The organism is Nostoc sp. PA-18-2419 (genome assembly GCF_005869855.1).
Classification (GTDB): domain Bacteria; phylum Cyanobacteriota; class Cyanobacteriia; order Cyanobacteriales; family Nostocaceae; genus Nostoc.
In genome coordinates this window covers 22,453-42,639 of the sequence record NZ_SZNH01000011.1, presented here as the reverse complement: position 1 = coordinate 42,639, position 20,187 = coordinate 22,453, and the positions used below count along the sequence as shown (strand labels likewise).

The 20,187-nt window shown below is 40.6% G+C and carries 17 protein-coding genes; 9 read left to right on the top strand and 8 right to left on the bottom strand.

Translation table 11 applies throughout. The features are described from left to right. The first annotated feature begins 26 nt into the window (after nucleotides 1-26). Nucleotides 27-683, top strand: a complete 657-nt coding sequence (locus FCR06_RS13550) for a dienelactone hydrolase family protein (RefSeq protein WP_138500448.1) — start codon at nucleotides 27-29, stop codon at nucleotides 681-683. A gap of 271 nt (nucleotides 684-954) precedes the next feature. Here FCR06_RS13550 and FCR06_RS13545 read toward each other — a convergent pair whose 3' ends face one another. After that, entirely contained in the window at nucleotides 955-1,224 is a 270-nt protein-coding gene (locus FCR06_RS13545; RefSeq protein WP_138500446.1) for a hypothetical protein, read from the bottom strand. Between the two features lie 146 nt (nucleotides 1,225-1,370). Here FCR06_RS13545 and FCR06_RS13540 point away from each other — a divergent pair, with 146 nt between their 5' ends. The 7 genes from FCR06_RS13540 to uvrA all read left to right on the top strand — a co-directional run bounded on the left by FCR06_RS13540 (nucleotide 1,371) and on the right by uvrA (nucleotide 12,463). After that, nucleotides 1,371-2,054, top strand: coding sequence for a response regulator transcription factor (locus tag FCR06_RS13540; RefSeq protein WP_138500444.1), 684 nt, complete (start codon nucleotides 1,371-1,373; stop codon nucleotides 2,052-2,054). Beyond that, the gene (locus FCR06_RS13535) at nucleotides 2,051-3,529 is read left to right on the top strand and encodes a sensor histidine kinase (protein ID WP_138500442.1); all 1,479 of its coding nucleotides are present in this window, start codon (nucleotides 2,051-2,053) and stop codon (nucleotides 3,527-3,529) included. The genes FCR06_RS13540 and FCR06_RS13535 overlap by 4 nt, the downstream gene beginning before the upstream one ends. 350 nt (nucleotides 3,530-3,879) lie before the next feature. Next, entirely contained in the window at nucleotides 3,880-6,513 is a 2,634-nt protein-coding gene (locus FCR06_RS13530) for a GAF domain-containing protein (RefSeq protein ID WP_138500440.1), read from the top strand. Nucleotides 6,514-6,978: 465 nt separating this feature from the next. Next, nucleotides 6,979-7,254 carry a hypothetical protein gene (locus FCR06_RS13525; protein WP_138500438.1) on the top strand — a complete coding sequence of 92 codons (276 nt, stop codon included), beginning with the start codon at nucleotides 6,979-6,981 and terminating at the stop codon, nucleotides 7,252-7,254. Nucleotides 7,255-7,667: 413 nt separating this feature from the next. Further along, nucleotides 7,668-8,438, top strand: coding sequence for a pentapeptide repeat-containing protein (locus tag FCR06_RS13520; RefSeq protein WP_138500436.1), 771 nt, complete (start codon nucleotides 7,668-7,670; stop codon nucleotides 8,436-8,438). Nucleotides 8,439-8,491: 53 nt separating this feature from the next. Further along, the gene (locus tag FCR06_RS13515; RefSeq protein ID WP_138500434.1) at nucleotides 8,492-9,112 is read left to right on the top strand and encodes a TenA family protein; all 621 of its coding nucleotides are present in this window, start codon (nucleotides 8,492-8,494) and stop codon (nucleotides 9,110-9,112) included. A gap of 420 nt (nucleotides 9,113-9,532) precedes the next feature. Beyond that, complete coding sequence (uvrA, locus tag FCR06_RS13510; RefSeq protein ID WP_223280132.1) at nucleotides 9,533-12,463, top strand: excinuclease ABC subunit UvrA; 2,931 nt, start codon at nucleotides 9,533-9,535, stop codon at nucleotides 12,461-12,463. Between the two features lie 74 nt (nucleotides 12,464-12,537). On the opposite strand, the gene FCR06_RS33550 is transcribed toward uvrA, so the two are convergent. The 6 genes from FCR06_RS33550 to FCR06_RS33545 all read right to left on the bottom strand — a co-directional run bounded on the left by FCR06_RS33550 (nucleotide 12,538) and on the right by FCR06_RS33545 (nucleotide 16,574). Further along, nucleotides 12,538-12,936, bottom strand: coding sequence for an HNH endonuclease (locus FCR06_RS33550; protein ID WP_223280131.1), 399 nt, complete (start codon nucleotides 12,934-12,936; stop codon nucleotides 12,538-12,540). An 83-nt stretch (nucleotides 12,937-13,019) separates the two neighbouring features. Continuing rightward, nucleotides 13,020-14,093 carry a DUF262 domain-containing protein gene (locus FCR06_RS13505; RefSeq protein WP_223280130.1) on the bottom strand — a complete coding sequence of 358 codons (1,074 nt, stop codon included), beginning with the start codon at nucleotides 14,091-14,093 and terminating at the stop codon, nucleotides 13,020-13,022. A gap of 391 nt (nucleotides 14,094-14,484) precedes the next feature. Beyond that, on the bottom strand, nucleotides 14,485-14,895 hold the full coding sequence (locus FCR06_RS13500) for a DUF2358 domain-containing protein (protein WP_138500431.1): 411 nt from the start codon (nucleotides 14,893-14,895) through the stop codon (nucleotides 14,485-14,487). Between the two features lie 473 nt (nucleotides 14,896-15,368). Beyond that, on the bottom strand, nucleotides 15,369-16,139 hold the full coding sequence (locus FCR06_RS13495; protein WP_138500429.1) for a hypothetical protein: 771 nt from the start codon (nucleotides 16,137-16,139) through the stop codon (nucleotides 15,369-15,371). A 73-nt stretch (nucleotides 16,140-16,212) separates the two neighbouring features. Next, nucleotides 16,213-16,422, bottom strand: a complete 210-nt coding sequence (locus FCR06_RS13490) for a hypothetical protein (protein ID WP_138500428.1) — start codon at nucleotides 16,420-16,422, stop codon at nucleotides 16,213-16,215. Next, a complete protein-coding gene (locus tag FCR06_RS33545; RefSeq protein WP_223280129.1) occupies nucleotides 16,422-16,574 on the bottom strand; it encodes a hypothetical protein in 153 nt (50 codons plus the stop codon). The genes FCR06_RS13490 and FCR06_RS33545 overlap by 1 nt, the downstream gene beginning before the upstream one ends. Nucleotides 16,575-16,677: 103 nt before the next feature. Between FCR06_RS33545 and FCR06_RS13480 the strand changes: the two genes are divergently transcribed. Then, nucleotides 16,678-17,349: a hypothetical protein gene (locus FCR06_RS13480; protein ID WP_189523425.1), complete on the top strand. Its 672-nt coding sequence runs from the start codon at nucleotides 16,678-16,680 to the stop codon at nucleotides 17,347-17,349. Here FCR06_RS13480 and FCR06_RS13475 read toward each other — a convergent pair. After that, complete coding sequence (locus FCR06_RS13475) at nucleotides 17,260-20,088, bottom strand: GAF domain-containing protein (protein WP_138500424.1); 2,829 nt, start codon at nucleotides 20,086-20,088, stop codon at nucleotides 17,260-17,262. The genes FCR06_RS13480 and FCR06_RS13475 overlap by 90 nt on opposite strands. Between the last annotated feature and the right edge of the window lie 99 nt (nucleotides 20,089-20,187).

The following is a 20,187-nucleotide window of genomic DNA, read 5'->3' as shown; positions in this document are numbered from 1 at the left end:
ATCCCCAAATTTTAGGAGTCAAAAGTATGACCGTTGAACACCGCCTGAACACCAGCACATTGCCTTATCTTTTCTCGTCTGTTTCTGCCGATGTCAACCAACCTGCGCCCTTGGTGTTATTTTTGCATGGGGCACGCGATCGCGGTACAGATTTAAATGTGCTACTTAAATGGGGTTTACCTCGTTTCGTGGATGAATCCAGCCCTTTACCTTATGTCTTTGCAGCCCCTCAACTTCCTGAAGGACAGACTTGGGTAGAGCGAGAATCAAATGTGATTGCTTTGTTGGATAATCTCATCGCCTCCCAACCCATAGATCCTTCCCATATAATTTTATCTGGATTCAGCTTAGGTACTGCCGGAGCTTGGCATATCGCCGCTTCCCATCCTGGTCGCTTCGCTGGTTTAGTAGCAGTTTCCGGTCGTGTACCTAAGACATTAGAAGAAACCCAACTAGCTGCACTCAAGGAAATTCCCATCCAGATATTCCAAGGTGGAAAGGACGAAAAACTACCAATTGAGGATACAGAGCAGATTGTGACTACCTTACGCAGATTGGGGGGAACAGTAGATTTTACTGTACTACCTGAAGGCGATCATTTTATTGCCGATGAAGTGTACAGTGACCCGAAATTGCAACAATGGCTGATTTCACAGAACCGTCACGTATCTGTAAGTGTCTAAAGCAAAATGTCTATAAACGAACTTGCAATGTTCCGTGACAGAGGCATCTTGGCTACCTAATATGACGATAGATAAATATCTTCGTGAGATGAAAAAATCATGTTCATTGCAAATCAAAACTAACCTTCGCCAAAATTGAGGTTACTGTGCGTCAGAAAGTTCGAGCTAATTGGCGATTGTTATTTTTCATCACCCTGCTTTGAAAAAAATTCAGAATTGAGAATTGAGTGGTCATAATCACTCTTCGTGAGGAAGTCTTGAAGAGTGATTGTTAACGGTTATTGTGTGGTATCCGATTTGGAAGTGCACCTTGATTTTGAGGTTGGGAAGGATGTTTTTTTAGCTTTTGGTGTCGTTGCTGATGCTTGATTTTTGGTTTTTTATTGGGTTTTTGCAATTCATTTTCCGGTCTTGGGCGTTGTTGTGAAATCTCTGGCCTGGGATTGGATGGAGATTGGGCATTTGCTTGGCGTGCAACAAAACCAAATGTACCAATTACCAAAGGAATCCCTACTACAGCTAAAACTCGACGAATATTCATTATCGTTAACCTTGATGTTGCTTATATTTTTGATTAAGCCATCTCAAAATTACAACTCGCTGAGTTTGCGAATTACATTTTTGTAATTTGAGTCAAAGGGTAATGAATTTACAATGGAGTAATGTTTGTCAAGTAATCAATAATTTGTGAACATTTTGTTTGTCGAAGATGAAGCCAAAATTGCTAACTTCGTCCGGGCTGGATTGAAGGAGCAGGGATTTGTTGTAGACTACTGCGACAACGGTGATGAAGGATATCTGCGGGCATTAGATAACGAATACGATGCGATCGTACTTGACATCATGGTGCCAGGTAAGGATGGGCTATCGATTCTCAAACAACTACGGCACTCAGGGCAAAATACACCAGTAATTTTATTAACGGCTCGTAATGAACTCGACGATCGCTTGTCTGGGTTGAATTTGGGAGCCGATGATTATATTGCCAAACCGTTTTTTGTCGAAGAACTAGCGGCTCGAATTCATGCTGTTGTCCGCCGGAGTGTGGGCGATCGCCAAAATTTACTGGCGGTTGGGTCGCTCAAGCTTGATCGGATTGCGCGGGAAGTCACCTACAATCAACGAGCGATCGAACTTACCACCCGTGAATTTAATCTTCTGGAATATCTCATGCGTTCTCCCGGACGAGTTTTCACCCGTACTCAAATCCTGGAACACGTTTGGGGATACGACTTTAACCCCAATACCAACGTCGTGGATGTTTGTATCCAGCGAATTCGCAAAAAAATTGACCCCATTGATGAAACTGGCCCAATCGAAAGCATTCGCGGGGTTGGATATCGGTTTCGCAAGCCAGACGAGAAACTATGAAACGCCCCTCGTTTCGACTCCGGATTGCTTTGTTGTCTGCGGTTTTAGCTGGAGGTGCATTAGTTGGGTTTGGTGCAGTCTCTTGGTTTCAGATTTACGAGGCTAAGATCAGCCGCCTTGATGCAGAATTGTTAAATCAATTAATGCGCGTAAGCCGTCCACCCGAACGTCCACCCGAACCACAGCAATGGCAACGCTACGAAAACTCATTAACCCACACCTTAGGAACAAATACAAAAACTCGGATTGCACTTTTAGTAGTTGATGCAAACAGCAACATAGTTTATCAATCCAACGAAGTGCAAACCGACCTCGACTTAAATCGTTTGTTACTTCGGCAGATTAACTTGATACCTATACCACCGCCCCCGAATAGAGAACGACCACCCATAGCAGAGAATACAAATCCACCTTTTCCTCCCTCACGCCCACCTCAATTTATCTCCCAGCAGACAGCAACAGCAACTTGGCGAATTGGGGCAGCGAGATTTCCCAATGCTCGGGTTGCCATTGCCGTTAACCTCGAAGCCGTCAATCAAGAGATGGCTATTATTCGCAATATCTTTCTTGTATCAATTCCAGGAGCGCTTTTGCTGGTTGCCGTCGGGGCATGGCTGGTTGCTGGTAGTGCCTTGTATCCCGTCGGTCAATTAACAGGTGTCATTCAACAGGTAACTGTCCAAGGACTAGATCAGCGGATTCCCATTGGGACAACGGATGTTGAATTCGTCGAACTGATTCGGGTATTTAACCAAATGCTAGAACGCCTGGAACGCAGTTTTACACAAGCTTCTCGCTTTAGTGCTGATGCTGCTCACGAGTTGAAAACCCCACTAACCATTCTTCAAGGCGAACTCGAACGAACACTGCAACAGGTTGAACCTGGATCGGAAGTACAACAGCGCTTAAGTAACCTGTTGGATGAAGTGCGTCGCTTAAGCGGCATTATGCGGAAACTTTTGCTGTTATCTTTGGCAGATGCAGGACAAATGAGCTTGTATTTAGTTGAAGTAGATATGTCACAGTTGCTTTGGGAAATGGTAGAGGATGTAGAACTGCTGGCTCCTCATTTGAGCCTGCAAACCAATATTCCTGATGGTCTCAAGGTACAGGGCGATCGCGATCTCCTAATTCAAGTTCTGCAAAACCTCTTGAGTAATGCCATCAAATATAATCTCGCCCACGGTTGGATACAAATTCACGCCGAACAAACTCAAACAAGGCTTTGCGTCACGATTACCAATGCTTCAATTGATATTCCAGCCAGCGATCGCTCCCGCCTTTTTGACCGCTTTTATCGCAGCGATCCTGCCCGCACCCGCAAAGTAGAAGGAATTGGACTCGGATTGAGCCTAGCCCGTGAAATTGTCCGGGCACATCGTGGGGATCTTACCCTTGACTCAACAACATCTGTTGGTCAAACAGCATTTACTCTCACTTTGCCGCACACTAACAAATTAGTTTCATCAAGCTGAGCCTTATCTCCCAAAAATTCTAGGACTTATAGTTAAAACAGAGTAAAAAACTATGTTCAAGCTAGATTCATGACCTGATTTCATTGAATGACTCAACATATGTATTTTTTTTGGAAGTTGTTACAAATTAAGATTTATGTTGAAATAAAGTAAACACATATTGAATCGGTAAACCTCTGAAGACAGATTTATAAAAATAATAACTACTGTAAAATTTAGATTCTAATCGTATTAAGTAATTTTTACATTTATTACTACCAAATATGGGCTAGAGGCAATAGTCCGTAAGTATAATCATCAGCAGTCAAGAAATATTGATAACGTCACAGATGAGAGGGGGCATATTACAGATGAACAACGATGAGTTGAATTCAGAGTGCCACTTCACAGATGGTAAGCAGGCAGAGGAGGTACTCGAACAGCAAATTCAATGGCAGCGACTGGTGATGGCAATTGCCCAGCGCATCCGCCAGAGTTTGAATTTGGACAAAGTTCTTAATACCACCGTAACTGAAGTACGTCAGTTGCTCCAAGTTGATCGAGTGTTCATGTATCAGTTTGAACCAGACTATAGCGGGGTAGTGGTGGTAGAGTCTGTTGATAAACGTTGGATTTCTGCTTTAAATACCCAAGTCGAAGATACTTATTTCATGGAAACTCGTGGCAAAGAGTACAGACAGGGGCGTATCCAAGCTATCGCAGATATTTATACAGCAAGTCTGACTGAATGCCATAGGGATTTACTTACTCAGTTTCAAGTCAGAGCAAACTTGGCAGTCCCCATTTTGCAAGGAAAAAAATTATGGGGATTATTAGTTGCCAACCAGTGTGCGGCACCCCGACAGTGGCAAACCTGGGAAATTGATTTACTCAAACAATTGGCTATACAGGTGGGCATTGCTATCCAGCAATCTCAATTGTATGAGCAGGTACAAACTGAACTCGCTGAGCGCAAGCGGGTGGAATCTGGTTTAAGAGCGCGCGTCCGCCAGCAGGCAGCGGTGGCTGAACTGGGTCAGTTAGCTCTAGCTAATTTAGATCTTTACGCATTAATGGATAAAGCCGTTGTCCTGGTTACTCAAAGCCTAGAGGTAGAGTACAGTAAGGTTTTGGAACTGCTTGCGGGGAACGTGTTGCTGTTGCGCTCGGGAGTCGGTTGGCATTCAGGGCTAGTGGGAAATTTTAAATTGGCGTTAGGTTCAGGGAGTGAAACTCAGGCATCTTATACACTACTTTCCAGTGAGCCAGTAATTGTTTATGACCTTCAGAAAGAAACACGGTTTCAAGGGCCACCGTTATTGATTGACCACTCTGTAGTCAGTGGCATTAGCGTCATTATTCAGGGTCAAAAACAACCTTTTGGTGTCTTAGGTGCACATACAACTAGACTCCGGGAATTTACCCAAAATGATATTCACTTTTTGCAGGCGATCGCTAATGTATTGGCTACCACCATTGAGCGCAAGTGGGCGGAGCAGAAAATCCGCCAACAAGCAGCCCTACTCGATATCGCTTCTGACGCGATCGTTGTGCGAAATTTGCAAAATCAAATATTGTTTTGGAATCAAGGTGCAGAACGTCTATATGGTTGGGAGGCTCATGAGGTTTTAGGAAAGAACCTAGAAGAGATTTTGTGCAAAGAAACTTCACAGCAATTGCAAGCAGCTTTAAAAAGCGTTACTGACTCTGGGTTCTGGCAAGGTGAGTTACATAAAGTGACCAAAGGCAAAAAAGAAATTATCGTGGAAAGCCGCTGGACACTGATGCCTGATGAAGCAGACAAACCTAAATCCATCCTCTCCGTTGATACCGATATCACAGAAAAAAAACAACTCTTTGCTCAATTTCTCCGTGCTCAGCGCCTAGAAAGCCTTGGTACCTTGGCAAGTGGCATTGCCCACGACCTCAACAATATCCTGACACCCATTTTGTCCTCAGTGGAAATGTTGGCGCTCAAACTTCCTAATCTGGATGTACGCAATCAGCAACTGTTAAAACTTCTCGAACATAACTCTAAACGTGCGGCAGATTTAGTCAAGCAAATTCTAACTTTTTCCCGTAGATCTGAAGGCAAAGGTGTTTCTTTACAAATAGAACACCTACTGTTAGAAGTTGAGCAAACTCTTCAAAGCACATTTCCCAAATTGATCGCAATTATTAATCATCGACCTAGATATAAACTCTGGACTATTTTGGCAGATCCTACTCAAATTCATCAGGTATTAATGAATTTATGCCTCAATGCTCGTGATGCCATGCCCAAGGGTGGCACATTATGGATGTCTGCGGATAATTTATTCCTTGATGAAAACTTTGCCAAAATGAATCTAAATGCTCAGGTTGGCTCCTATATAGTTATAACTATTTCAGATACGGGATTTGGGATTTCTCCACTAATTTTAGAGCGAATTTTTGAACCTTTTTTCACAACTAAAGAACCAGGTAAAGGCACAGGGTTAGGTTTGTCAACTGTGATTGGCATTGTCAAAAACCACAATGGTTTTGTGAACGTGTCTAGTGAGGTAGGTAAAGGTTCTCAATTTCAGGTGTACTTACCAGCTATAAATAAAAGTACAAACCACCAAGCACAGAGCATAGAATTGCCCAACGGCAATGGAGAATTGATTTTAATTGTTGATGATGAAGCCGCTATTTTGGAAATTAGTAAAACTTTGTTAGAAGATCACAATTACGAAACCTTAACGGCTATTAGCGGCATTGAAGCCATTTCATTGTACGCCCAGTATAAAAAGAAAATCAGCATGGTATTGATGGATATGATGATGCCGTCAATGGATGGGTTAACTGCGATTAATATCATGCAACAAATGAACCCACAAGTCAAAATTATGGGTATCAGCGGCATGGTAACGGACAACCAGATGGTCGAGGCTGCCAATGCTGGTGTCGATATATTTTTGAGGAAGCCTTATACTTTCCACCAATTATTACATGCTATTAATAACTTCTTGAGCCAGTCATAATCTCAGGGTAAGTGCTGGCTATTATCAGTTTTTTTAAATCAAAAAAATCAATTTACGGGTAAATAAGTAGAAATAACTTAGAAAGTTTATTGATAACTTTAAGGAAATTATATAAAACTAGAACTAATTCATATTATCTTTATAAATATTCTTTATAAACATAATAATTTAAAATTTTGTATATTGAAAAGCTTGAGAATTATAGTAACAAAGGCTATATATCAGATTATATTCCAGAGATTTACTTACTGAGCTTAAGTCCCAAAAATAATCCAAATAAATACTGAATCAAGAGTCAAAAAATTGTCATAATGGCTGTTATCTCTCAAAATGTCGATTGTCAAGCCTGTGCAGATACATTATTTTAAATTAATCTATTTAATAGTTAGAGCCAAATAATATTTTTCCTGGCTCAATATATAACAAGCAAATGCTCGTATTTTTTATATTGAAGGAGAACTAACCATGTCTATAAACAAAAATGAAAACCTGATAATTGAAAACCAAGAAGAATTGTTTGAAGTCTTATCAGATGAATACTGCGAACAATTAACAGGAGGTAAAAGTTGGTGGAAGAAAGTTACAAAAACACTTTCACATGCGACAATAAAAACTTTGAATAATGCAGGCAGTGCAGTGACTCAGGCCGGAGGCATGACAGCACTTGGACTCTACACAGCAGGTGAGCTAGCTTTAGAAGCAACTGGAATAGTAGGAGAAAACCAAATAGACGGAAATTAGATTAACAGAAATTAGAATAACAAAACTTAAACAACTTATCTACCTCATTTTTCAACTTTAACCGATAAATACATTTACTCAAGCTCTGCCTCCTTCAAACAACTAAAGGCAGAGCTTTTTGATTACTACACTTTAAGTGGAACTAGAAATTTTATAACTTCTTAGGGACTTCCAGAAAATAAACTGTTAGCCAAACAATAATGATAATTCTTTTAAAGGAAGATGAAGGAGGTTTCTAGAGGGTATGGTCTATTTCCACGCCTACTGTACTAGCAAGTTTTTACTCTGACTCAACTTGACAAGTGATATAGGCAACTACAGAGGGCAAACTATTCAGATTGCTCATATCATAGGCTGAGGTATAAATTTATCTCGGTTAATCTTGAGTTTTGAGTAAGAAATATTACGCAAATATGAAAAGCAAAATTCTCGCTACAGCCACATTTTTAACCACAATTAGCCTGACCACAACCGTACAAGCCGCAAATTCCGAACACGTTAGACAGTTATTAGCAACCAAACAGTGTCAAAACTGTGATTTGACTAATGCAGGTTTAGTGATGGCTGATTTATCTGGAGCGAATTTGAGCGGCGCTAATCTTGCAGGTGCAAACTTGAGCCGCGCCAACTTGAGCGGTGCAGATTTGCGAGGGGCAAACTTGAGCGGCACTAGCTTATTTGGTGTTAACCTAAGCGAGGCTAGATTTAGTGGCGCAAATTTAGCGGGTGCTGATTTGAGAAATTCCTATCTCACAAACGCACAATTGAATGGTGCTTACCTGAATGGCGCTAACTTCCAGGGGGCAATTGGTATACCATCACAAATTGCTTCACCAGAGGATTTCTATGCTTGGGGTGTAGCAGAAGCAGAAAAAGGCAACCAGCAGCAAGCAATTAGTTATTTTAGTCAAGCGATCGCCATTAAACCAGAATATGCAGGTGCTTATCTAGCTCGTGGTGTCGCCCGATACCAAATATTAGATAGGCAAGGTGCATTCGTAGATGCCCAAGCTGCTGAAAAATTGTTTATATCTCAAAATAATACCTCTGGAACCGAAACAGCTCAGGCTTTTATGAAAGAACTGCAAACACCCTATACTGAAAAAGTCAGCTCTGGTAAGCCTAGTTTTGTTGACTTTGTTGGAAGTCTTGGCTCAATCTTGCTTCAGTTTTTACCTTTTTAGAGAGTGGGGAGATGACTGTTGACTATTAACAAATGACAAATGACCAATGACAAATGACTTTATCCAATGAATTATGGATGGTAAATCAAGATTTAGCCAAAGTGTGTCTAGAGCATCCTTTTGTTCAAGGCATTAGTGATGGTACTCTTGAGCAAGCAAAGTTTGCTTACTATGTAGGGCAAGATGCTTTTTTCTTAGAAGCTTTTGCCCGTGCTTATAGTATCGCCGCAGCTAAAGCACCAGATTGGGAAGGTTTCACGAAATTTCATAACTTAGCTGATGGAGTTTTAGCAGAACTGCAATTGCATAGTAGCTATGCTTCTGACTGGGGAGTTAATTTATATTCTGTGGAACCTGGACCCGCTACCCGGCACTATACTGATTTTTTATTAGCAACTGCTTGGGGTCGAGATGTGAGTTTAACAGCTGCGGCTATGTCTCCCTGTATGCGTTTGTATGCTTTTTTGGGAGAACAGTTAGCTGTTAATGGCATCCCAAATCATCAATATGCAGACTGGATTCGGACTTACAGTAGCGCCGATTTTCAGGCATTGGTACAGCAATTACAAAATTTGGTTGACAATTATGCCACAACTAATGCTGTTGTGCATTCAACCTACCGTTATGCGATGTTGTGTGAGTATGACTTTTTTCAAGCTGCATGGAGTTTGTAGGAATTTTGCACAGAAAGTGGCTTCGATAGTTGGGGGATGATTTTTGCACGCTCCAGGCGTAGCAGAAAGCCTGAGCGCCCGCTTGCGACGCTCGCAGACTCGCTAACGCTGCGCTATCCGTAGACGCTTTGCGGTAAGGGGGTCGCGGTCTTGGTGGTTTCCGTCGATTGCGATCCCCCGAACCCACAGGGCTTGCCGCAGGCATCAGAACTTTCCAAGACGAGAGGCGCAAACAGAAGAAGAGATGGGGAGACGCAAGGACGCGGGGAGGCAGAGAATAATTCTTAACTTCTAACTCACCACTCCTAATGCCCAATACTCAATAAGTATGTAAAACAGTACGATTGTTCTACTATAAACTAATTAAAGATAGTATTATTAAGGACTGTTTCACAGGAAACTCCTTTTTTGCCGCGTAATATGTCAGACCCACAGCTTACAGCATCCCCGAAGTTCCGTTCAGAGCAGGCTAACGCTCAGGCTTCTCTGTTGAACGGACATCTTCCCTCGCACAATAGCCAGAATACCATTCGGATTCGGGGTGCTAGGCAGCATAATCTGAAAAATATTGACTTGGAATTGCCACGCGATCGCTTAATTGTGTTCACTGGTGTTTCTGGTTCTGGTAAATCTTCTTTGGCGTTTGATACGATTTTCGCTGAAGGGCAACGTCGCTATGTGGAATCCCTTAGCGCTTATGCAAGGCAATTTTTAGGACAGTTAGATAAGCCGGACGTGGAAGCGATTGAAGGCTTAAGTCCGGCAATTTCCATTGACCAAAAGTCAACTTCTCATAACCCCCGTTCCACTGTGGGTACGGTGACGGAGATTTACGATTATTTGCGGCTGTTGTTTGGTCGCGCTGGCGAACCGCATTGTCCGATTTGCGATCGCTGTATTGCACCCCAAACAATTGATGAGATGTGCGATCGGATTCTGGAATTACCAGACCGCACTCGTTTCCAAATTCTTGCACCTGTGGTTCGCGGTAAAAAAGGCACACACCGCAAGCTTTTGTCAAGTCTAGCTTCCCAAGGTTTTGTCCGCATTCGTGTTGATGGCGAAGTGCGCGAACTGTCAGATTCCATTGATTTGGATAAAAATTTGACGCACACCATAGAAGTGGTAATTGACCGCTTAGTGAAAAAAGCTGGTATTCAAGAGCGTTTAGTTGATTCGCTATCTACGTGCTTAAAACAGTCTGGTGGCATTGCAAACATAGTCTTCGGTCATGAGACAAATGACAAAGGACAAACAACAGATGACGAAGAATTAGCATTTTCGGAAAATTTTGCTTGTCCAGAACATGGCGCGGTAATGGAGGAATTGTCGCCGCGATTGTTCTCTTTTAACTCACCTTATGGTGCTTGTCCTAACTGTCATGGAATTGGGACTTTAAGAAGATTTGCGCCAGATTTGATCGTACCCGACCCGGAAGCGCCAATATATGCTGCGATCGCCCCTTGGTCAGAAAAAGATAATTCTTATTATTTGGAATTGCTCTACAGTGTGGGGCAAGCTTATGGATTTGAATTACAAACAAATTGGAGCAAGCTGACAGAAGAACAGCAGCAGACTCTTTTATATGGAGAAAAAGCAGAAACTACAAAAACAGATAAAAAACAAAGTTTTAAAGGTATTATTCCAATTTTACAAAGGCAATATGAGGGTGGCTCGGAGTTAATTAAGCAAAAATTAGATCAGTATTTAATTGATCAACCATGTGAAGTTTGTCTGGGAAAACGATTAAAACCAGAAGCTTTAGCGGTGAAGTTGGGACAATATGGAATTTTGGATTTAACTGGAGTATCAATTCGAGATTGTCGGGAAAGAATTGAGCAATTAAAATTGAGCGATCGCCAGTTGCAAATTGCTGATTTAGTACTCAGAGAAATTAAAGCCAGATTGCAATTTTTGTTAGATGTCGGTTTAGATTACCTCACCTTAGACCGTCCAGCCATGACCCTTTCTGGTGGCGAAGCGCAACGCATTCGTTTAGCTACACAAATTGGTTCTGGATTAACAGGAGTTCTTTACGTTTTAGATGAACCAAGTATTGGTTTGCATCAACGAGATAACGGTAGATTGCTGAAAACTTTAACGAAATTGCGCGATTTGGGTAATACCTTAATTGTTGTTGAACACGATGAAGAAACAATTCGTGCAGCCAACTATATAGTTGATATTGGCCCTGGTGCAGGAATTCATGGCGGAAACATTATCGCCCAAGGTGATTTAGAAGCATTATTAACAGCAGAAGATTCCTTAACAGGTGCTTATTTATCAGGAAGACGGGTAATCACTACGCCAACAGAACGCCGAGACGGAAATGGACGCAGTTTAATTATTAAAAATGCCCATCGCAACAATTTAAGAAATATAGATGTCGAAATTCCGTTAGGTAAGCTTGTTGCTGTTACTGGCGTGTCTGGTTCTGGTAAATCTACTTTAATTAATGAGTTACTTTATCCATCATTACAACATCATTTAACTAAGAAAGTTCCCTTACCCAAAGACTTAGATAAAATTCAGGGATTAAATGCGATTGATAAAGCGATCGTCATCGATCAATCGCCAATTGGACGCACACCGCGTTCTAATCCTGCAACTTATACAGGAATTTTCGACGCGATTCGCGATGTATTTTCGCAAACAATAGAAGCCAAAGCTAGAGGCTACAAACCCGGGCAATTTTCTTTCAACGTTAAAGGTGGACGTTGCGAAGCTTGTAGCGGACAGGGTGTGAATGTAATTGAAATGAACTTTCTCCCTGATGTTTACGTGCAGTGCGAAATTTGTAAAGGCGCAAGATACAACCGCGAAACATTGCAAGTAAAGTACAAAGACAAATCTATTTCTGATGTTCTCAATATGACAGTTGAGGAAAGTTTAGATTTTTTCCAAAATATTCCCAAAGCTTTCGCCCGTTTGCAAACTTTATTTGATGTCGGCTTGGGTTATATTCAATTGGGACAACCTGCGACTACTTTATCTGGTGGTGAAGCGCAGCGCGTAAAACTAGCTACAGAATTATCTAGACGCGCCACAGGTAAGACACTTTATTTAATAGATGAACCAACAACAGGGTTATCTTTTTACGATGTCCACAAATTGTTAGATGTTTTGCAAAGATTGGTGGATAAAGGTAATTCAATTTTAGTAATTGAACATAACTTAGATGTGATTCGTTGTGCAGATTGGGTGGTAGATTTGGGGCCAGAAGGTGGCGATAAGGGTGGAGAATTAATTGCTATCGGGACACCGGAGGAAGTTGCAGCAAATCCCAAGTCTTATACTGGGCAATATTTGCAACAGGTGTTGCAGCAATATCCCGCAGTGAAGAAGTCGTAGTATGTCTTAACAAAAGGTAATGTCTTTTACTAGCGCACTACTATATCTAAATTTTATACTTAGTTTTAAAATATTTAATTTTTGTATGTTGTATTACAGTATGCATGAGTCAATTGCGCATTATCTAAAGTACCTAAGCCACCATCAGCTTTTCTCTTAATGTGATCTATGGAGTTAAGACGACTGGGGAGATAGCCTGCACAGATTTTACATCGTGGAGAACCAGGTAAAGCATCTCTAATAAAAGCTGCTGCTTTTGTCTCTCGTGAGAATTCTTTACTTAGGGTTTCACTTGCATTACTTTTAGTTTTAGCTTTTAATGAGCCAAAACCTTTTTCGATGATGATTTCCTTAATGACATTTTTCTTATCTATTTTTTCTAATAATTTATCAATAATTTTTATATAAAAATCTTTAACTTTCTCTCTTGCTTTGAGTGCATTTCCATTTTTGCTGACAATCTGCGGAACCATATCATCTTGCCAAATCACCCATTCAAAATCTTTTCGGACATCTATAAATTTAGAAAAGTATTTAGTTTTTTCTAAATGTAGTATTAAAGTAATGATGCCATAAAATGACCCAATTTTGGGCTTACCAGCGCTAGTGTAAAATATATAATAGGGTGCAAACCCAGAGATGAAGGATGATTGCTATTTATTCTTTGCGCCACTTTTTTACAATTTTTGAGTAGTTCTACTGTTTTTTCTCCTGTAGGATCGTCTCCTAATTGACTATCTACTTCTATATTATTAACTATATTGACATATTCTAATATGACTTCAAGTTTTTCAGGAGCCGAGAGACTTCCTACTATTGGCACATCTAGAGTTTTAATCGGGTTTTTTAATTTAGGTTCAAAAATAAGTTGATGTATTTCTTGAGCAAGTTGTTCTATTTCATCCTGTTTATCTTGTGAAAAGTCTGACCAATATTTATGACCATTACCACTTCTCATGATTGCACGAGCTGCAACACCATTAGGTGTCTTTCGTGCAAGTAGTAAACGCATTTCAGTTTCACCAATAGGTGCTGCTTGTTGATTAATTTTAAAAAAAGATGCTTCTGCTTTTTCTGAATTACCTTCAACCCACTGTAGCTGGATACCTAAAGCTCCTAAGTTTCTTGCTCTATCGAGAAATTTTTGATCAACTTGTCCTTGATGTTGTGTTAAAGATTGATAATCTTTATAAGAACCTATAGCTGCTTTAATAAGTTTCCTTACCTCTTGAGCAGCGACTTTTTGCTCTTCTGTAATATCTCCATCATAAAATTCTTGAGAAATTTTACCATCGCCATAGTCATCATTGATCCAAGCTATTAAAGAACTAAGTCTATGGGAGCCATCAATCACAAAATAATAACTACTAGAACTTCTCCAAAGAATTACACATGGAATTAAATCACCGTCTAAAAAACTTTCTATAAACTCACATATTTTCTGAGATTCCCACTCATTAGTTTCTCTTTGAAAATCAGGTTTGCGTAAAAATGGATAGAAAAAAGAACTTTTTTCTAAATCACGAATAGATATCATAGGAATATTTCTTCCTATGTTTTGACCTTGTACTTCAAATGCTTCTCTACATATGAGGGCATCTAAATAAACTTTTAGACTCTCTTTTGCCATCTTCAGTCTCTCTTTAGTTTTTATATTTATTAAGTATATATAGTAATCTGTTTTGGTTTTTAAGCTTATTTGCGTAAGCAGGAGTAGAGAATCAGCCTTTTCGAGTTGTACAGAGTTTTTGCAAAAATCAGATAAGAGTTTTATATACTACTTAAGTAGATAATTATACTACAAAACTTATAGTTTATCAAAATAATACCCAAAAGTTTTGGTAGCAACTATATTGGGCAAAATCAAGAAATATAGTACCTTTGAACTATTTAAATCTTGGAATAGCGATCACTTATCCATAAAATAACTACGCTCTGACAAAATTTGAGCTTACAAAAGATAGCCTTAAGCAAAAGCTTGTTTCTTAAATCAGCCATTCTAAAAGATGAATATCTAGTAGCTAATTAGCTTCTCCCCTTTGCCAAAACTGCTTTAATATTTCTTTTGGCTTTCTATCCCAAGTGTCAATATGCTCGTATATCAAATTATCTTGGTTGAGTTTATAAGTTGAACAACCATTAAACAACAAAGGTGCTTTCCAGGGAACACGCAACACTCCCCGCACTGTCCAATTTACTAAAATAGTATCTTCAGCAGACTGTTTTATATCATGTACATCAAAGTAAATTTTGGTAAAAAATAGGCGAGCATGAAATCGCAAAGTCCAAAATATAATCCGATAATTAAATTTGTATTTGAATGTATTCACTGGGTCTTTAAAATAGATATCCCGTGTATAAATATTATAGGAAATATCTTTTTGAAAAAGTGTTGGTAAATCTTGTTTGAGAGTTTCAATTACTTGTTCCATCTGCTAATAACTATGTAGTTTTAATTTTGTCCTTCGCCCCCAACTACTTTTAGCTAGAGGCAATATTTGCGACAGGATACACCTTTTGCACTTATAGGAGTTTTTATATATGTGAATCACATCTGTTGTCAAGATACAGTAATACTGTGTCCCTACAGTTTGATCAATAGCTGTAAATGTTAAAATATTTTAATATAACTGTTAATCGCTAAGATTAATGTAACAAATCAAAATTTACTAGAAAGCGGTTTTCAATTGAATAAAAGGTAGTGGTAAATATGTAGTAGGGTAGCACAAGCTCTGCTACCCTAGTTGATTGGTGTATTTGTAGTAAAAATCTCTTAAGCCTTGTTAGGCAATGATTTTACTGACATCAAGGTTAATATACTCAACAGCCTTGGCACAGTATCAACGACAATTGAGCGATTAAAATCCGACGTCCCCATTCCCGATACTGAATGTTATCATCTCGTTTAAAAAAACAATTTGAATCGTGCTAGCTGATTTTCAATCGTTCGTGTCAGAATTTTATTCAGTTCTTTCATGTCTTGAAATTGTAAAATTTGCTGTGTGGGTAAGTCGAAAGGAAATTGTCCTTCAAAATTTGGACGTTGCATTTGCGCTAGTAGAATCTGTTCAGACCGCTTACTTTGAATGGCATAGCCGATTTCAATACAGACATTGGGACTCGGAATTAGTTGAGGAGTTTCTTTACTAGCAATACTAGCAATGGGTGTGGTATCAGCGATAAATAACAAACTCTTACGGATTTTTCGCATCATAGTCCGATTAATTCGGAAAGTAGCACCGGTGGGACGAGAGGATTCTACTAATGTTAAGGGAAGGCGCGATCGCAAGTTTAAAGTCTCCAAACTTTTTTGCAGTTCTTCTCTGAGAACATCACTCGCTGCGGCATACTCAGTTTGATTGCAGAAAAAAATTGTTGGTTCTAACTGAGCCAGCACCGCCTGCTTAGTAAAATAAATTTCGTGACTAATCAAGTCAATGTTAGCTACGCGATAACCGCCACTACCCTCAATATAAAATTCAATATCTTCACCTTCCAGATAGCGCCAAAACCAAATTGATTTCTTAATTTCGTCACTTTCTTCTAAAAAGTCCGCTCGCAATGCCGATCTCAGCAGACTTTTTTTGCTGAGGCGAATGTCTGGTGGACGTTTTTCCAATTCTGGAATCGGCTCATAATCCTGTAAATACCATGCTCTGAGCGCAATAATTGACATAAGGCGCTATTTTAACTGTTTATCGCTATTTAACTTCGTATTCACTCTAGCGATTTATGGGGTGGACAGGGAATTAGTAGGGCAAATCTTTATAGTCATCTTCCGAGTCTCGATCATTGTCAAAAGTCACCATTCTCAAGCAGCCAGGATGATAGCGAAGTATCCACTGACTGCTTTGAGGATATAAAAATAACTGGTGATTCTTTTGTGCCGATGGCCAGCAGACACCGCAAACACAAGCAACCAGGATTTCCCGGCTGACGGTAATAACTAAAGGTGACATCAGTCGGTAGTGGTTGAAGTTGTGGAGGAATATGACTCATGGGCTTTGACTAGTTCTCTAAACAATAATCTTGCTCCTAAAGCTGCAATTTTCATCCTCATCAACTTGATCGGGCGACCAGCTTGTTTTTGTGCTACCAGTTTTTCACCCAAAGTTTTATCAATCTCATTTTTTAAACGCGATCACTGAGGTTCTAGTCTGGTATAAACTCATTGCCACAGAGAAAGTCTACACAAGTCTGACCCTCCAACAACTTTGGTTTTTTGCTTATCGCCGAATGCCGCCGAAACCGGAATAACTCTAGTCATTGTTCACCATACCAATAGAAACGGACAAGCCAGGGGGACAACAGCAGTTACAAACGCTGTCTCAGAGGTGATCAAGCTAGAAAAGGACACTAACCCCAGCGCCAATGTCCAAGAAAAAATTCTCACCATTGAAAAATCGCGATCGCGCCGCTTCCCAGCGAGTTATCGCCTGTTCTTCAATGAAGAAGATTTTAGTTTCTCACTCCTGGAGGAAGTAGGAGAAGAGTTAGGCTCTCCAGATAACTCCACCAAAGACCGTATCATCAAATTTTTGCAAGAAAACGCTAATAATAAGTTTGAAGCCGAGGAGGTAGCCCACTACATACACACCACCACTGGCAACGCTCGGCGCTGTTTATCCCAACTAGCCAGAGACAGACTGATAAGCCTTGACGAGAGAAGCTTCAGTGGTACGAAGAAGTTGTATTACATCCTCCGGGAGTCAGATAATTGTAGTATTCAGGGCTTGTTACAAAGCGAAACAAGGACAAGGGGAAAGACTTGTTGCATGTCCCTTTGTCTTTCCATCTCACCACTCCCCCACCTCCACTTCACTGCTTGTTACTGGAGGCTTGAGGGGAATCTCAATCCAGAATTCTGTACCTTTGCCTGGTTCTGAAATGCACTCCATCGTTCCGGCATGTTTTTCTACAATAATTTGATAGCTGATTGCCAATCCCAGTCCTGTGCCTTTACCTACAGGTTTGGTAGTATAAAATGGGTCAAAAATTCGCTTTTTGACTTCTTGAGTCATTCCAAGCCCATTGTCACTAATACGAATCAACACACCAGAGTTGTCTGCTGAGACTTGAGTGAAAATGTGGATAGTGGGCATTGGAAATAAGGATGAGGGAACAATGGGAATTGGGGACAAGGGGAAAGACTTATTGCAATTTGTCTGATTGTCTGATTGTCTCCCCATCTCGCTACTCTCGACTCCCCACTCCCCATTCTTCATTAATAGGGCATCTACAGCATTGCTGAGAATATTCATAAATACTTGATTCATTTGTCCGGCATAGCATTCCACCCGTGGGATCTGGCCATATTTTTTAATTACTTCAATGCCTGGAAATTCAGGACTTGCTTTCAGGCGGTGTTGCAAAATTAATAAAGTATTGTCAATGCCTTCATGCAGGTCAACGCGCTTGTTTTCCGACTCATCCAAGCGAGAAAAATTGCGTAATGACAGCACTATTGAGCGAATGCGATCGCTTCCCACTTGCATTGAGGTGATGATTTTTGGCAGGTCTTCTACCAAAAACTCAAAATCGATCCCTTCGAGGGCGGCGCGAATTTCACTATGAGGGTGGGGATAATATAATTGGTAGAGCCGTAAAACTTCCAGTAGTTGTTCGGTATAATCGCTGGCATGGCAGAGGTTACCGTAGATGAAGTTAACGGGGTTATTGATTTCGTGCGCGATACCCGCCACTAGCTGTCCTAAGGCGGACATTTTTTCGGTGTGAATCAATTTTGTTTGTGTTTCTTGGAGTTGATGCAGAGTATGTTCTAACTGTGCAGCTTGATTCCTAGCTTCAGTTTCGGCTCTAAAGGTCTGTTCATACAGTTGCGCTTGTTGAATGGCGATCGCAGCTTGATCTCCTAGCTGTTGCAATAAATCGATTTCCGCATCCTGCCAATTTCTAGGAGTGTCGCACTGATGAGCAATCAGTAATCCCCATACTTGCATACCTATTTTTATCGGAACAATTAAGTTGGCTTGCACTTGCAGACTTTGCAAAAAATCTCGATGACAAGCGCTTAAAGAAACTGCTGATACATTGTTAACAGCCCGGATTCTGCCTTGAAAGTATAAATTAATAAACTCATCAGGAAAGCAGTCTGGTGGTGCTTTCACTTCTAAAACTGACTGCCAGTTGCCGTTAATTTCTTCCACAATCACCGATCTACTCTTGATTTGGAAAATCAACACCCGGTTTGAGTTTAGCAGCGAGCGAACTTCGCGGACGATCGCTTGCAGAGTTGTCTGCAAGTCTAATGTACTGCGGATCTGGTCTGTGACTTGCTTGAGTACTTTGGTGAATAGTAATGATTTTTTTAGTTCGGCAGTTTGCTCTTGCACCCGCAGTTCTAGGTTGGAATTGAGCGCTTGTACCTGTTTGTACATTTGCTGCTGCTCAATTGCCATTGAAAAATGATCGTATAGTGCTTGGGCTAATGAAATGTCTTCTGCCCTCCACTCACATGCTTGCCCCTTTTTTTGCTCTCGCCAAACTTCAAAGGAAAGTTGCGGTAGTAATTGCCGCCGATTGTCCTCACACTGTCCTGCCCACAAAATTTCTGTATTAAATTCCGAGCGAAAAATGCTTAATACACCAGTAAATTTTTCTCGGTAATGTAAGGGAATCACCATCAGTCCCCGAATTGGAGTGGAACGGAACCCTAAAGCTAAAACTCGTAAACGCGGTTCTTTATAAACGTCAGTGGTTGCCCAAATATTACCTGGTTTACACTCAGCCATCCAGTTTTGCCACATGGAATGCTGTTCGATGACACCATTTCCTAACTCATAAGGTAGTTTTGGTTGCTTACCCCAGGTGTATAATTCTTCAGTCTGTTGAATATAAAGCCTGCCACCTACGCCATCGAAGGCAGCGATAGCTTCTTCTAGTGCCCCTTGTAATTGGATTGTTGGTAGTTTATGTAGTAGTGTGGTTATTCGGTTAATAGTAGCTTCTCGTTGTTGCTGGGCGATGGCTTCAGCGAACAGGTAACTTTGAGCGATGGCGATCGCTACTTGATCGGCAACTTGCTGCACTAATCTCAGTTCTCGCTTCAAAATCGTTCGCTGTTGGGCGTGATGAGATACCAACAATCCCCACAATTGGGGTTTTGCCGATTCTTCTTTGAGGTTGTAATGTAAGATTGGCACTACTAAAGAAGATTGCACGCCCATTGCCTTTAAATATTGAATATGACAAGGGTCTACCTGCCGATAGGAGATATTACTTTGTAGACGTTTACCAGTTTCTTTTGAATGTAGAGGTGATAGCCCAATTTTCCCGTTACCCACATCTACAATCGAGCGTTGCCCGGCTACCAAAAACATCTCTCTAGCTTTTTGGGGAATATCATGGACTGGGAAGCGTAGCCCCAATAGAGATGGTAGACGCTGCTCATGAATTGATTCAGCAATAACTTCACCACTACCATCAGCATCAAACCGATATACCTTCACCCGATCTGTACCTAAAAATAACCGTACTTGGCTAACGGTAGTCGTTAATATCTCTTGGAGATCAAGCGATCGCCTGATCTGTTTTGTCATCCGGTGCAGTAAACTTTCTTGGTCTAAGCTTTGTTGCAACCAGTTTGGTTTATCGGTAAATGTCATTGCTTATATACACCATAACTGAAGTATTAAAAAGTTTTTTATAGTTGTCTTTAATCGAAATCTTCAACTTACATTTCCTTGATTTTCATTCCATTTCAC

Bases quoted from the DNA above. Each gene is read 5' to 3' on its own strand.
- FCR06_RS13500 (WP_138500431.1), bottom strand. From the start codon at position 14,895: ATGGAACAAGTAATTGAAACTCTCAAACAAGATTTACCAACACTTTTT.
- FCR06_RS13515 (WP_138500434.1), top strand. From the start codon at position 8,492: ATGACTTTATCCAATGAATTATGGATGGTAAATCAAGATTTAGCCAAA.
- FCR06_RS13490 (WP_138500428.1), bottom strand. From the start codon at position 16,422: ATGTCACCTTTAGTTATTACCGTCAGCCGGGAAATCCTGGTTGCTTGT.
- FCR06_RS13475 (WP_138500424.1), bottom strand. From the start codon at position 20,088: ATGACATTTACCGATAAACCAAACTGGTTGCAACAAAGCTTAGACCAA.
- FCR06_RS13545 (WP_138500446.1), bottom strand. From the start codon at position 1,224: ATGAATATTCGTCGAGTTTTAGCTGTAGTAGGGATTCCTTTGGTAATT.
- uvrA (WP_223280132.1), top strand. From the start codon at position 9,533: ATGTCAGACCCACAGCTTACAGCATCCCCGAAGTTCCGTTCAGAGCAG.
- FCR06_RS33550 (WP_223280131.1), bottom strand. From the start codon at position 12,936: ATGGTTCCGCAGATTGTCAGCAAAAATGGAAATGCACTCAAAGCAAGA.
- FCR06_RS13495 (WP_138500429.1), bottom strand. From the start codon at position 16,139: ATGTCAATTATTGCGCTCAGAGCATGGTATTTACAGGATTATGAGCCG.
- FCR06_RS13525 (WP_138500438.1), top strand. From the start codon at position 6,979: ATGTCTATAAACAAAAATGAAAACCTGATAATTGAAAACCAAGAAGAA.
- FCR06_RS13520 (WP_138500436.1), top strand. From the start codon at position 7,668: ATGAAAAGCAAAATTCTCGCTACAGCCACATTTTTAACCACAATTAGC.
- FCR06_RS13530 (WP_138500440.1), top strand. From the start codon at position 3,880: ATGAACAACGATGAGTTGAATTCAGAGTGCCACTTCACAGATGGTAAG.
- FCR06_RS13535 (WP_138500442.1), top strand. From the start codon at position 2,051: ATGAAACGCCCCTCGTTTCGACTCCGGATTGCTTTGTTGTCTGCGGTT.
- FCR06_RS13550 (WP_138500448.1), top strand. From the start codon at position 27: ATGACCGTTGAACACCGCCTGAACACCAGCACATTGCCTTATCTTTTC.
- FCR06_RS13505 (WP_223280130.1), bottom strand. From the start codon at position 14,093: ATGGCAAAAGAGAGTCTAAAAGTTTATTTAGATGCCCTCATATGTAGA.